The organism is Peribacillus saganii (assembly GCF_003429095.1).
Taxonomy (GTDB): Bacteria; Bacillota; Bacilli; order Bacillales; family DSM-1321; genus Peribacillus; species Peribacillus saganii.
In genome coordinates this window covers 1-13,270 of sequence record NZ_QVTE01000002.1, presented here as the reverse complement: position 1 = coordinate 13,270, position 13,270 = coordinate 1, and the positions used below count along the sequence as shown (strand labels likewise).

Annotated in this window: 13 protein-coding genes, 1 tRNA gene, 1 other RNA gene and 1 other annotated feature; of the genes, 3 read left to right on the top strand and 12 right to left on the bottom strand. The window is 40.0% G+C overall.

The window, feature by feature from the left end; translation table 11 throughout:
* Positions 1-271 precede the first annotated feature (271 nt).
* From D0469_RS01045 to D0469_RS20900, 8 genes are all read right to left on the bottom strand, one after another.
* Positions 272-535 (bottom strand): pro-sigmaK processing inhibitor BofA family protein, encoded by a 264-nt coding sequence (locus D0469_RS01045; RefSeq protein WP_117324809.1) that lies wholly within the window; start codon positions 533-535, stop codon positions 272-274.
* Positions 536-655: 120 nt separating this feature from the next.
* Positions 656-874, bottom strand: a complete 219-nt coding sequence (locus tag D0469_RS01040; RefSeq protein WP_117324808.1) for a YaaL family protein — start codon at positions 872-874, stop codon at positions 656-658.
* Positions 875-900: 26 nt separating this feature from the next.
* Positions 901-1,497: a recombination mediator RecR gene (gene recR, locus D0469_RS01035; protein ID WP_117324807.1), complete on the bottom strand. Its 597-nt coding sequence runs from the start codon at positions 1,495-1,497 to the stop codon at positions 901-903.
* 15 nt (positions 1,498-1,512) lie between these two features.
* Positions 1,513-1,842 (bottom strand): YbaB/EbfC family nucleoid-associated protein, encoded by a 330-nt coding sequence (locus D0469_RS01030; protein WP_233522906.1) that lies wholly within the window; start codon positions 1,840-1,842, stop codon positions 1,513-1,515.
* A 12-nt stretch (positions 1,843-1,854) separates the two neighbouring features.
* Positions 1,855-3,543 carry a DNA polymerase III subunit gamma/tau gene (dnaX, locus tag D0469_RS01025; RefSeq protein ID WP_117324805.1) on the bottom strand — a complete coding sequence of 563 codons (1,689 nt, stop codon included), beginning with the start codon at positions 3,541-3,543 and terminating at the stop codon, positions 1,855-1,857.
* A 190-nt stretch (positions 3,544-3,733) separates the two neighbouring features.
* Positions 3,734-3,998: signal recognition particle sRNA large type (gene ffs, locus D0469_RS01020), an RNA gene on the bottom strand.
* Positions 3,999-4,078: 80 nt separating this feature from the next.
* The gene (tadA, locus tag D0469_RS01015) at positions 4,079-4,597 is read right to left on the bottom strand and encodes a tRNA adenosine(34) deaminase TadA (RefSeq protein WP_117324804.1); all 519 of its coding nucleotides are present in this window, start codon (positions 4,595-4,597) and stop codon (positions 4,079-4,081) included.
* A gap of 34 nt (positions 4,598-4,631) precedes the next feature.
* The gene (locus D0469_RS20900) at positions 4,632-4,784 is read right to left on the bottom strand and encodes a hypothetical protein (protein ID WP_158553314.1); all 153 of its coding nucleotides are present in this window, start codon (positions 4,782-4,784) and stop codon (positions 4,632-4,634) included.
* 103 nt (positions 4,785-4,887) lie between these two features.
* Here D0469_RS20900 and D0469_RS01010 point away from each other — a divergent pair, with 103 nt between their 5' ends.
* Positions 4,888-5,547, top strand: coding sequence for a deoxynucleoside kinase (locus D0469_RS01010; RefSeq protein ID WP_117324803.1), 660 nt, complete (start codon positions 4,888-4,890; stop codon positions 5,545-5,547).
* A complete protein-coding gene (locus D0469_RS01005) occupies positions 5,525-6,196 on the top strand; it encodes a deoxynucleoside kinase (RefSeq protein WP_117324802.1) in 672 nt (223 codons plus the stop codon). Before D0469_RS01010 ends, D0469_RS01005 begins: the two co-directional genes overlap by 23 nt.
* 197 nt (positions 6,197-6,393) lie before the next feature.
* On the opposite strand, the gene D0469_RS01000 is transcribed toward D0469_RS01005, so the two are convergent.
* From D0469_RS01000 to guaB, 4 genes are all read right to left on the bottom strand, one after another.
* Positions 6,394-6,486 (bottom strand) — tRNA-Ser (locus D0469_RS01000).
* Positions 6,487-6,617: 131 nt separating this feature from the next.
* Complete coding sequence (serS, locus tag D0469_RS00995) at positions 6,618-7,907, bottom strand: serine--tRNA ligase (RefSeq protein ID WP_117324801.1); 1,290 nt, start codon at positions 7,905-7,907, stop codon at positions 6,618-6,620.
* 60 nt (positions 7,908-7,967) lie between these two features.
* Positions 7,968-8,192: a binding site (T-box leader), on the bottom strand.
* Positions 8,193-8,282: 90 nt separating this feature from the next.
* Positions 8,283-9,608, bottom strand: coding sequence for a D-alanyl-D-alanine carboxypeptidase family protein (locus D0469_RS00990; protein WP_233522905.1), 1,326 nt, complete (start codon positions 9,606-9,608; stop codon positions 8,283-8,285).
* Positions 9,609-9,789: 181 nt separating this feature from the next.
* On the bottom strand, positions 9,790-11,253 hold the full coding sequence (gene guaB, locus D0469_RS00985; RefSeq protein WP_117324800.1) for an IMP dehydrogenase: 1,464 nt from the start codon (positions 11,251-11,253) through the stop codon (positions 9,790-9,792).
* Positions 11,254-11,362: 109 nt separating this feature from the next.
* On the opposite strand from guaB, the gene D0469_RS00980 reads away from it, so the two are divergent.
* Positions 11,363-12,337 carry a YaaC family protein gene (locus D0469_RS00980; protein WP_117324799.1) on the top strand — a complete coding sequence of 325 codons (975 nt, stop codon included), beginning with the start codon at positions 11,363-11,365 and terminating at the stop codon, positions 12,335-12,337.
* Positions 12,338-13,270 lie beyond the last annotated feature (933 nt).

Here is a 13,270-nt window from a genome sequence, read left to right as displayed (position 1 = left end):
CATTAAAACGTTGGCGCTTTGTTTTGTTCAGTTTTCAAAGAGCAATGCCGTTCCTCTTAGAAGCGACTTTACTAGTATACCATTTGTCATTACAGTAGTCAACATTTTTTCATTTACATTGTAAACAACACTGTCATTTTGACGACAAATAATATAATAACAAGCCGTCTTAACTAAGTCAACCCTTTCTTTACTTTTTCTCTTGATATTTGATTTTGCCCAAAAAAACCTTCCTCAATGATTATAGAGGAAGGCTTTTACTATAGTTGCGTTATACAACCCAATATTCAATGGCCGCTAGGGCAAATAAGCCAGGAATGCCCAAAATTCCAGCAACAGCAGCTGTAATGGCATTGATTGGAACATGTAAGCCGATATTGCCGCCCAGGGCATTCAGGAAAAATAAAAAAACTGCCCCTATGATCAGCTTTATAAAACATTGTCCAACCAAACGTACAGGTTTAAGTGGTGCACCCGCCACTAGCAAAAGTAATATTAGGCCGCCAATAACCGAAATAATTACAATTGGTTCCAAAAAAAACCCCCCTCACCATAGCTTGTACTTCAGCTTATGAACCGAAATACAAAATAAGAACTAATGAATAAGGAGGATTAAGGATAATAGTTTTTGTCATTTTTTTATCAAAAATAAAGATTATCTGTTTATTTTCACGTTTCGATGTTTCGCTTCTTTAAATAGGTAGAAGTATTTTGCTTCCGCTATCTTTGTATGAATGATAACCCGGTCGGATGGATCCATACTTTTCTCCAAAAGAGATTTTTGATTCATCCAATTGATTTTAAGCTGCTCCATGTGAGTAATAAGCTTCTGATCATATTCTTTACGAAGCCAACCTTTTCGGTGAAACAACACCGCTATTCCTCCCAGCTGCCAATACTCTAAATTTCTCTTCTACCTTCCAGAGCTTTGGAAAGTGTTACTTCATCCGCATATTCCAGATCGCCCCCAACAGGTAATCCGTGGGCAATCCTTGTTATTTTAATTCCCGATGGTTTTAAAAGACGGGATAAGTACATCGCTGTAGCTTCCCCTTCAATATTCGGGTTCGTGGCCAGGATAACTTCCTCAACCGTCTCGTCGTGGAGTCTTTTCAGAAGGTCAGGAATATTAATATCCTCTGGACCGATTCCATCCATTGGCGAGATACTGCCATGCAGTACATGGTATAACCCGTTGTATTCCCTCATCTTCTCCATTGCGATGACATCTTTAGGATCCTGGACTACACACACAACACTTCGGTCTCTCCGCTGATCAGCGCAAATATAACACGGATCTTGGTCTGTAATATGGCCGCATACTGTACAATAAGATAAATTCCGCTTTGCGTTCACGAGCGCTTTAGCAAAATCCAGAACTGTATCTTCTTTCATGCTGAGCACAAAAAAAGCGAGACGCGCTGCCGTTTTAGGACCAATCCCCGGCAATTTCATAAAGCTGTCGATCAGCTTTGAAATAGGTTCCGGATAATGCATCAAATGCCTCCTATATTAAAACATGCCGCCAGGGAGGTTCATTCCCTTTGTAAATTGCCCCATTGTTTGGTTTGTCAGTTCATCCGCTTTCTTCAATGCGTCGTTTGTAGCTGCCAATACTAAATCCTGAAGCATTTCAATATCCTCTGGATCAACAACATCCGGCTTGATGTTTACTTCTAAAATTTCTTTATGCCCTGAAACAACTACTGTTACCATTCCGCCGCCAGCTGTTCCTTCGATTTTCTTTTCACCAAGTTCTTCTTGAGCCTCAGCCATTTTCTTTTGCATCTTCTGCATTTGCTTCATCATATTTTGCATATTGCCCATTCCGCCACGCATAATCATAACCTCCAGTTAATCTTTAATTTCGAGTAAGTCATCGCCGACCAGTTTCCTTGCTTCAGCGATAAAAGGGTCTTCTTCTGCTGCTGCACCCGTTTCATTAGGATCGTTTTGTTGGGTCGACAGAAACTCTTCCCTTACCATTTGCCATTGTTCTTCAGGAATGCCTGCCATTTCAAGCCGTTTACCTGTTGCTTTTTGCATAATTGATGCCATAACTTCCAGGAAGCGGGCATTTTCCATTGCCATCTGACAATGGATATTATATTTAAATTTTACCACAAACGCATTGGAAGAAGCAGCAACAGGTTCTGCTTCATTTAGCAGAGCCGCTAAAGATTTCATACTTTGGTTTCCCAGCATCTCAAGCACTTCACCCCAATGGCTTTTTACTGCCTTTAAGTCAGGTTTAGTAGCTTGGCTTAAAATCAAATTTATTTTTCCAACAGGAGCCTTATAAGCTTTCTTTGAAATTCGTTGAGTTTTAGGCTGGGCAGCTGGTTTAGCTTCCTCTGAAGCTACAATCCCTCTTTCCTTTATCTCCTGAAGCTGCCGTTCGAGATATTCGATTTTATTAATAAGCTCCTCTACTCCACTATGCTGAGTACGATCCTCCTGCTCTATATGGCAAAGCTTAATTAAAGCTACTTCAAGGAAGATTCGTGGATGATTTGTCCACTTCATTTCTTGTTGTGTTTTATTAAAGTTATCAATTACTTCATAAATAAAGCCAGCCGGAATAATGCGAGACAGCTCCTCAAACTGGTTATCGATCATGACCCTTTCAAACGATTCTGCCAGCGTAGGGGCCGTTTGGTATAATAGCATATCTCTAAAGTAAAAGGTCATATCCTCGATAAATCTGGACGGATCCTTCCCCATTGCCAGAAGTTCTTCCAATACCTGAAGTGCACTAGTTACATCTTTTCCGAAAATTGCCTTTGCAAGTCTGCTTAAAAAGGCTTGAGATACAGAACCCGTGACAGTTAATGCATCTTCAACAGTTACTTTATCGCTGCTGAAGGATATTGCCTGATCGAGCAAACTGAGCGCATCACGCATCCCACCCTCTGCCGCACGGGCGATGATATGCATAGCCTGTTCATCACAAGCTACACCTGTTTCTGCAACAATCTGGTTCATACGGCCGACAATGTCTGACGGCTGGATCCTCTTAAAATCAAACCGCTGGCAGCGGGAAATGATTGTTAGAGGAATTTTATGAGGTTCTGTAGTCGCCAAGATAAAAATAACGTGTTTTGGCGGTTCCTCCAGTGTTTTTAACAGTGCGTTAAAGGCACCCGCAGACAGCATATGAACTTCATCCACGATGTATACCTTGAATTTTACAGCGCTGGGCGCATATTTTACTTTATCGCGAATATCCCTTATTTCTTCTACCCCGTTATTGGAGGCAGCATCAATTTCAATCACATCAGGGATAGATCCCTCTGTAATTCCTCTGCATGAAGCACATTCGTTACACGGCTCTTTAACTGGAGCCCTTTCACAGTTAACCGCTTTTGCCAAAATCTTTGCTCCACTTGTCTTACCGGTTCCCCGGGGCCCGGAAAATAGATAAGCGTGCGATACCTTTTGCTGCAGGAGGGCATTCTGCAGCGTTTTCGTTACATGTTCCTGACCGACTACATCAATGAACTGCTGCGGTCTCCATACACGGTATAATGCTTGATATGCCACGAATACACCCCCTTTTATATATATCTTTCCATTATGAAGTTGTGAATTAACAAGCTAGCTCAACAATCCCACAATATACATTATAACGTAAAGATTTTCCTTTTTAAAATTCGGACCAGTAAAACACTTAACCTTCTTCATACAAAAAAACTCACCCGGATGGATGAGTTTATGTGCTATGTAATAACTGCCGTGCACCTTCTGTCGATTAGCACCCATAAGCGTTACTCAAGCAGTTAGCTCAGTCCAGGCAACCCTGCGGCACATGAGAGCTTCCACTTAATGCTGCTTCCTTCCGGACCTGACATGTTTCATGGATTCCCATTGCGCAGGACCCAAACTTCAACGCCACTTACTTAAGGCAGGCCCTACAGTATACTAACCTCGAGAAGGAATTCAACCTCGCTGGAGCGGATTGCGAGTACAGGGCACCGCTACCTCCCCGTCTAGCACGGCAAATTTGATACCATATTGTTTGGTGTGCTCTAGTGAACACATTTATTAGTATACTAATTTTTATTAGAAAAAGCAATGCTTATTCACTGTAAAATCTTTGAAGTTTCTCCAGTGCCTTTTCCCTATTCCTTCTTTTCTCCTCTTTCTTGCGGGTGCGAAGATCCCGGAAGAAATCTGTAAGGATTTCACCGCACTCTTTTGCCATTACCCCTGAAGTCAGTTCACACTGATGGTTAAAACGTTCATCCTGGAGGAGATTCATAAAGGTGCCAGCACAGCCAGCTTTAGGATCATGGGCACCAAAAACAACCCTTTTTATTCTGGATTGTAAAATAGCCCCGGCACACATCGGACATGGCTCCAGTGAAACGTATAAAGTAGCATTCTCAAGCCTCCAGGTTCCCAATGACTCGCAAGCACTGCTGATAGCAAGAAGTTCTGCATGAGCAATTGCATTCTGATCTGTTTCCCTCAGATTATGGGCACTTGCGATCACCCGGCCTTCAAGTTCAATGACTGCCCCAATCGGCACTTCCTGTAAAGACCTTGCTTTTCCCGCTTCCACCAACGCCATTTTCATATAGTATTCATCACTCATGGTATAACCCCTTAGATAATGGATAAACGTAAAATTAATAACACATTCTCTTTGCTCGTTCCCCACCATTATAACTGAAAAGAGGCTCTGAACGAAAATTGATGCCAGTTTTACCTAAACTTCTCATCTCTTTACCTAAAAGAGGACCAATTATCCCCATATGTGAGAAAAATTCTTCTTCTCTCATACTCATTATTCTCATCTCTAACAAGCATGTCTATGGTACAATAGCATTTGGCTTAAAAATGTGAATAACAATGTAAACAGCCGCTTTTAAGGGGGACAGATTTATGAATTACACACCATTTATCACCGTTGAAGGGCCGATTGGTGTGGGGAAAACATCGTTAGCTAAGGCGATCTCAGACCATTTTCAGTATGGCTTGCTAAAAGAAATCGTGGATGAGAACCCATTTCTCGGGAAATTTTATGAGAATATTGACGAGTGGAGCTTTCAAACAGAAATGTTTTTCCTCTGCAACCGCTATAAGCAATTGGAGGATATTGAAGAAAACTTCCTAAGTGCTCATAAGCCTGTTGTTGCAGATTACCATATATTTAAGAATCTTATTTTTGCTCAACGAACATTGAAGGAAAAGCAATACGGCAAATACTTGGAAATTTTTAATATACTTACGTCAGATATGCCGACACCAAATATGGTTGTATACTTAAACGCAAGTCTTGACACCCTTTTATCGCGAATCAGCAAAAGAGGAAGGGAAGTTGAAAAGAACATCAGTCCTTTATATCTTGAGCAGCTGTCCATTGACTATGAGAACTTTATGCTCTCATTTGAAAAGCAGCATCCTGATATTCCGGTATTGCGTTTTAATGGTGACGAGTTCGATTTCGTTGAAAATAAAAAGGACTTATCTCATATTCTTTCCAGGATCGAAACTGAACTTCCTAAAGGAGTAAACACCCATGAACCTTCGAAAAAAATATGATATCCCCAACAATGCAGTTATCACGATTGCTGGTACAGTTGGCGTTGGAAAATCAACCATGACTAATGCGCTGGCACAAGCATTGGACTTTCGCACCTCTTTTGAAAAAGTTGACACAAACCCTTATTTAGATAAGTTCTATGCAGACTTTGAAAGATGGAGCTTCCACCTGCAAATCTACTTCCTTGCTGAACGCTTTAAGGAACAAAAGCGTATTTTTGAATATGGCGGGGGATTCATCCAGGACCGTTCGATTTATGAGGATACAGGCATTTTTGCACGGATGCATTATGAGAAAGGAACCATGAGCGAAGTCGATTACGAGACATACACAAGCCTTTTCGATGCGATGGTTATGACTCCGTACTTCCCGCATCCTGATTTGCTTATTTATCTTGAAGGCTCTTTGGATGATATACTTGACCGGATTAAAGAACGCGGCCGTCCAATGGAACAGCAAACTCCTATTGAATATTGGGAGGAAATGCATCATCGTTATGAAAATTGGATTAATCAATTTAATGCTTGTCCTGTATTGCGCTTAAATATAAATGACTATGACCTTGTTAATAATGAAAAATGCGTTGAACAAATTGTTGAACGAGTCGGTCATTTTATTAAAAAGACAAGAGAATTAACAAAAATATAAAGTTAAACCTAGTTGGATGCCAACTAGGTTTTTTACTTTTACATTATATTGATATAAAGTACAAGCTCCCGAAAAGGAACTTCGACCAACAACCTTACTCCCGGAGTCATTAAATATCAAAAAATCCGTTGCATTCCTGCAGCGGATTCCGTACATTTTTATATTTAATCAGGATAATTTAAAGAATAAATGGTAAATGGAGGAGGTAGAGGGATTCGAACCCCCGCGAGCTGTTACGCCCCTGTCGGTTTTCAAGACCGATCCCTTCAGCCGGACTTGGGTATACCTCCGTGTCACTATAATAGATTAGCATGTTGGTTACAAATTGTCAATAAATACAATAGATTTTTTAAAGAATTCGTAGGATAACGATTGGAAGCCTGCTATCGCAAAACAGGCTTCCCTTTAAAATCATATATATTTAAACAACAAATTTCGGCTTTATAATCTCTTTACCGCCCATATACGGTCTTAACACTTCCGGAATTACAACAGAACCATCTGCTTGCTGGTAGTTCTCCAAAATTGCAGAAACTGTTCTTCCAATAGCAAGTCCTGATCCATTTAATGTATGGACATGTTCTGGCTTTGCTTTAGGTTCCCGGCGGAAACGAATATTCGCGCGGCGTGCCTGGAAAGCTTCGAAATTACTGCAAGAAGAAATTTCCCGGTATGTTCCATAACTAGGAATCCACACTTCAATATCATATTTTTTTGCTGCTGTGAAACCTAGGTCAGCGGTACACATGCTTAAGACTCGGTATGGAAGCCCTAATAACTGAAGCACTTTCTCGGCATGGCCTGTTAATGATTCTAACGCCTCATAAGAATCCTCAGGCTTTACAAACTTAACAAGCTCAACCTTATTAAATTGGTGCTGGCGGATCAGCCCTCGAGTATCGCGGCCGGCTGATCCCGCTTCAGAACGAAAGCAGGCACTGAACGCAGCATAGCTGATAGGAAGCTGTTCACTAGTTAAGATTTCTTCTCTATGAAGGTTTGTTACTGGAACTTCTGCTGTAGGGATAAGGAAGTAATCTTCACTTTCAATAAGGAAAGCATCCTCTTCAAATTTAGGCAGCTGGCCTGTACCAATCATGCTGGCGCGGTTCACAAGAAAAGGCGGCATGATTTCTTCATAGCCATGTTCCTCTACATGCAAATCGAGCATGAAATTGAAAAGTGCCCTTTCTAAACGCGCACCTAGACCTTTATAAAATACGAATCGGCTCCCAGTTACTTTTGCTGCACGTTCAAAATCTAATATGTTGAGTTCATCCGCAACATCCCAATGCGGCTTTGGTTCAAAATCAAATTGAGGAATTTCTCCCCAAGTGCGGATTTCAACATTATCATCCTCAGAGTCTCCTACAGGAACACTTTCATGTGGAATATTGGGAATAGATAATAACAGCTGGTCCAACACTTCTTCTACGTTACGCAGCTCATCATCCAATTGTTTAATTTTGTCTCCAACCTCACGCATTTCTGTTATTAAATGATCAGCATCCTGTTTCTCTCTCTTTAACACTGCTACCTGCTGAGAAACTTCATTTCTCTTGCTTTTTAGCTGCTCAGTCTCGGCAATTAAAGCGCGTCGTCTTGTATCAAGCTCCTCAAACTTGCCGAGGTCTGTTAAATCTTCTCCCCGAAATTGCAGTTTCTTTTTTACTTCTTCAAAGTTAGCCCTCAATACTTTTATATCCAGCATCTTTTTTCCTCCTAAATAATTTATAATCTTTTTTTAAACGCAAAAAACTCCCGTCCCCCAAAAAGGGACGAGAGTTAACCCGCGTTGCCACCCTAGTTAAAAGCACGCAAAGATGCTTTTCACTTATCAGGATAACGGCGTATGCCGAAAGTAATTACTTGCCTAAAAAGGCGTTCCATACTTTACTCCAGGATGGATTCACAAGGATCTGCCGCCGGTTTGCACCATCCACCAGCTCTCTTAAGACTAGAAAGACTTGTTACTGATTCCTGTCACAGTTTTAATTAAATATCAGATTGTTTTTCATAATGTACTATAATAATTTACGATATGCAACCTTTTTATACGGTTTTTATAGAAAAAAACCTTTCAGATTTAGAACCATCCTTTTACTGTTGAAGAAATACTGCCCCAAACATCTCCAAAAAATCCGCCAACTGCACGCATAGAAAGAACAAACCAGTTTGCTTTTTCTACCGATTCAGCAGCTACGATATCAACCTTGATAGATTCAGAACCTTTTTTAGTGACAAAGCCGTAATCTTCACCTTTCTCAGGCTTAATTGTTAAGTAACCAACTTTTTCTCCCTTTTTAATAGGAGCAGTAAGTTCGCCCTCTTTATTTTGCTTGTCTTTATCAAGAACGATGACCGGCTTATAACTGTCCTTCTCGCCTTTTTTTACAACAAGATCAATTGATTCCTTTGTATGGATCTTTACGGAATCCTCTTTACCTTTTATTACTGGCAAAGTTTTGTTTCCTTTAACCTGATAATGCTCAGGAAGGATCTCTTCCTTGCCAAAGTTCGCAAAAGCATAATCCAACAGCTTAATACTATCGGCAAATCGCTCGTCCTTAGAAGTAGATTTCATGACAACAGTAATAAACCGTTGGCCGTTTCGAATAGCTGTGCCTGTATGTCCATAGCCCGCAAAATCTGTTGACCCAGTTTTTAATCCATCTACACCCTCATATTCATAAATAAGGCCTGGAAGCATCCAGTTGAAGTTTGGATAATCTCTGCCATCCCTGAACTTTAATTTCGGTGTTTTAGCAAAGTCAAGCACTTCCGGATAATCATTTATTAAATGGTAAGCTAATGTGACTATATCCCGCGCAGTCATAACATTCTCTTCATTAGGCTCGCCTGTAGGATGATTACCTAATAAATTGGAATTGTTAAGACCACTCGCATTAACAAATTTAAAATTTTTCATTCCAAGTTCTTTTGCCTTTTGATTCATCAGGCCAACAAAATTCTTTTCGCTTCCTGAAATAAGTTCAGCCAATGCAACGGTTGCCGCATTTCCTGAGAAAATTGACATTGCTTCATACAGCTCTTTTACCGTATAATCTTCCCCTTGCGTCAATCCTACATTCGAAAGACCTGGCGCAGCTGAAAGCTTATGTACGTATTCATTAATTTTTACTTTTTGATCCCAGCTAATTTTGTTATCTTTTATCGCTTCAAGAACAATGTATTCTGTCATCATTTTCGACATGGAAGCCACGCCTAATACTTTATCAGCATTTTTTTCGTACAGAATCTTACCTGTTTTTCCATCGACAATCATAGCTGCTTCTGCTTTTAGTCCTAGGTCCGCTTCAGCATGTGCAATCCCTGGATGATAAGCAAATTGCGATACCGAAAGGACAAACAGCATCGCAAACAGTAGTGTAATCTGGCTGAGTCTCTTCAATTTCCAATACCTCCAACTTCATTTCTCTCAATCTATTTTTAAGAAGACCGCTCTTCTCTTCTTTAACAAACAACCTTGTATATTTTATCATATAAAACGCAAAAAAAATAGACAGAGAATAGTCACCCTCTGTCTAACTAATTAGATGAAAATAGATAATTTTATAGGTAAAACGCCTTAATTACATCGAGTAATTTGGTGATTCTTTCGTTATTTGGACATCATGCGGATGGCTTTCTCTCAAACCCGCTCCCGTCATGCGGATAAACTGAGTTTCTTCCCGAAGTGCATGAAGATCCTTTGTACCGCAATAACCCATACCGGAACGGATTCCGCCAATAAGCTGGTAGATCGTATCAGTCAAAGGCCCTTTGTAAGGAATCCTTCCTTCAATGCCTTCCGGAACAAACTTTTTATTATCCTCCTGGAAATAACGATCTTTTGATCCTTTTTCCATTGCGCCAATTGAACCCATTCCACGGTATACCTTAAAACGGCGTCCCTGATAGATTTCTGTTTCTCCAGGAGATTCACTAACACCGGCAAGAAGGCTTCCAAGCATAACTGCATGCCCTCCTGCTGCCAGGGCCTTAACAATATCCCCTGAATACTTGATGCCTCCATCAGCAATAATTGTTTTTCCATGCTTACGTGCCTCTGTCGCACAATCATAAACAGCTGTAATTTGCGGAACACCGACCCCTGCCACTACCCGGGTTGTACAGATAGATCCAGGTCCAATTCCAACCTTTACGATATCAGCGCCTGCTTCAATCAATGCTTTTGTCCCTTCAGCGGTCGCCACATTACCTGCAATTATAGTCAATTGAGGATAGGCATCTCTGATAACCTTTACTGTATCCAGAACACCTTTTGAATGGCCATGCGCTGTATCAATAACAATAACATCCACATTAGCCTTTACAAGTTTCTCAACTCGTTTCAATGTATCATTAGTAACTCCTACCGCAGCCCCGCATAGCAATCTGCCTTGCTTATCCTTGGCTGAGTTCGGAAATTCGATTACCTTTTCAATATCCTTAATCGTGATAAGGCCTTTTAAAACGCCTGCATCGTCAACAAGCGGCAATTTCTCAATTTTGTACTTTTGCAAAAGCTTCTCTGCTTCCTCCAAAGTAGTACCAACAGGCGCTGTCACTAAATTTTCTTTTGTCATTACATCTGAAATTTTAATTGAAAAGTCCTGAACAAAACGCAAATCCCTGTTTGTTAAAATGCCGACAAGTTTTTGTTCATCTGAATTATTAACAATTGGCACACCTGAAATTCGATATTTCCCCATCAAGTGTTCAGCATCGTATATTTGATCATCAGGGAATAGGTAAAAAGGATCTGTGATAACGCCACTTTCAGAACGTTTAACTTTATCAACCTGATCAGCTTGCTGTTCAATGGACATATTTTTATGAATGATTCCAATTCCACCTTGTCGTGCCATCGAAATAGCCATTTCAGCTTCAGTAACAGTGTCCATACCAGCACTGAAGATTGGAATATTTAAATTTAAATTTTCAGCCATACTGACCCTTAAGCTGACATCCTTGGGTAAAACTTCAGATCTTGCAGGCACCAATAATACATCATCAAAAGTTAAACCTTCTTTTGCAAATTTATTTTCCCACATCTTTTTTACCCTCCTGCTTCAAAATATTATTAGTAGGTTATCAACTGGACAAAATACTGTCAAGGAAGTTAAAAAATGTTTGATTATTCTTTTAATTTGGAGGAACCTTGTGAGTAACCACTTTAAACAGAAAACTTGGGATAAATTTACTTTATTTTTTTCCGCTTCTTTTTCCCAGTCCTACTTAAATAAATGTTATCAAAAAGAATCCATCACAGAAAAAGATACCAAAAGCTATGAAAACTGCTATCCTTTTCTTTATTATCTTGAGCATAGTAAAACTTATTATGACCAGGCAGCCATCGCTCCACCATCTATTCAGCCTATACTTGCTTTTTATGGTTTCACTCAGCTTCTAAAAGCATGCCTGTTAACCGTTGACCCGGTATATCCTGAATCAACCTCTGTACTTGCCCATGGAGTAACCACAAGGAAAAGAAAAAAACAGCAATACGAATTTTTATCCGATGAAATAAAAATACAAAAGCATGGCCTTTTTACTCATTTTGCTGAAAAAATGTTTCACATGAAACATCTGGATGGTGAAAAATTCTCCATGAGGGATTTATTGAAAGAATTGCCTGAGATGAGCCAGCCATTTGAATTTCTAACATTAACTAAAAATTTTAAAAAACTCGATTATCAAAACGGAGAATATCATTTGCCCATCTCAATACTTAACCGATTTCATATGACAAGTAATCGTTTCAATGACTATTTAAAATCTAAGGTTCCAATGGAAATCGAGCTTAAAGAAGGACCAACTTTATCACTTTTATTCGATGGAAAGCTCTCCTGCAATAATAATGCTCCATTCCGGAAGGATATCAATAGTGACAGCTTCATGCTCTCGCTTAATAAAGATTCACCTTGCTATGCCCTGCCTGAGCTAATCATCCATTACTTAGTCTTATATAACTTAAGCATGATCGCCCGCTATGAAACTGAATGGTGGTCCGAGCTTATTAAAAGTATGGCAAACAACGACTATCCATTTATCATGCAGTTTCTTACTATAACTTTGGAAAAGGGACCATATTTAATATTGAAATGGCTCACAGAAGATAAATTTTCAAATGATTAATATAGAACACAGAAGATTATGTGTGCATTCTTAACAGCAATTTTTTAAAAACAATAAAAAAGACCAGCTATTAGCTGATCTTTTGCTTGCCTGGCAACGTCCTACTCTCGGAGGACTTGCACAGGATAAGCAGAGCACTCACGTTTAAATGCAATATTCCTAAGAGCCCCATTTATGTTGATATTGATCAGTTCTTGCTTCGAAAATTTAAGTGGTTATCGGCAGCCTTGAGTGCATTATCATCAACTTTTTTATAGTATGATCAACTTACTACCCACCAGGTTACTGATAATGTTTTCAATGGGATGATATCATCAACTTCGGAATTTTTTCGTTTTTTATCAGCAACTTTGGAATTTTTTCGTTTACTTTTCCAATATATCGATGACTCGGTAATTCTCGACATTAAAATCGATTTTTTAAGGGATACCTTACCGCAACCTGCTCTCCCCTTCTGGTTTTGCTTTCAATTTACTTGTTCTTTATAATTTATCGCCGTCATTTTAAAACCTTACGGTTAAATAAAAAAACGACCAGCTTCTCAGCTGATCATTCGTTTTCTTGGCAACGTCCAACCCTTACAGGACTTACACAGGATTTGCGGCGTTACCACAAGACGGAGCTTCCATAGCCTTCGTTGCTGTTCAGCGATGAACTCCGAAGCTCTTTGTCAGCTTCAGTCTTTGTGGTCCTCATGTACAGAGTACACTCCGGTCCTCTCTCCTTCGCTAGGCCTGCAGGACGCAGGTCATGAAGGCGTTACCACAGGACGGGGCGGTCTTAGCCTTAGTTCCCTTTCCTTCTGTTCCTCCCCATTCAGGTATTTGCCTTTTAAATTCATTTCTTCATAAATTCTTATGCAATCCTTTTTGAACCTTACGGTTCTATAAAATCAAGTAGGAGGGGGTGACTAACCCCCGTCCTCTCACACCA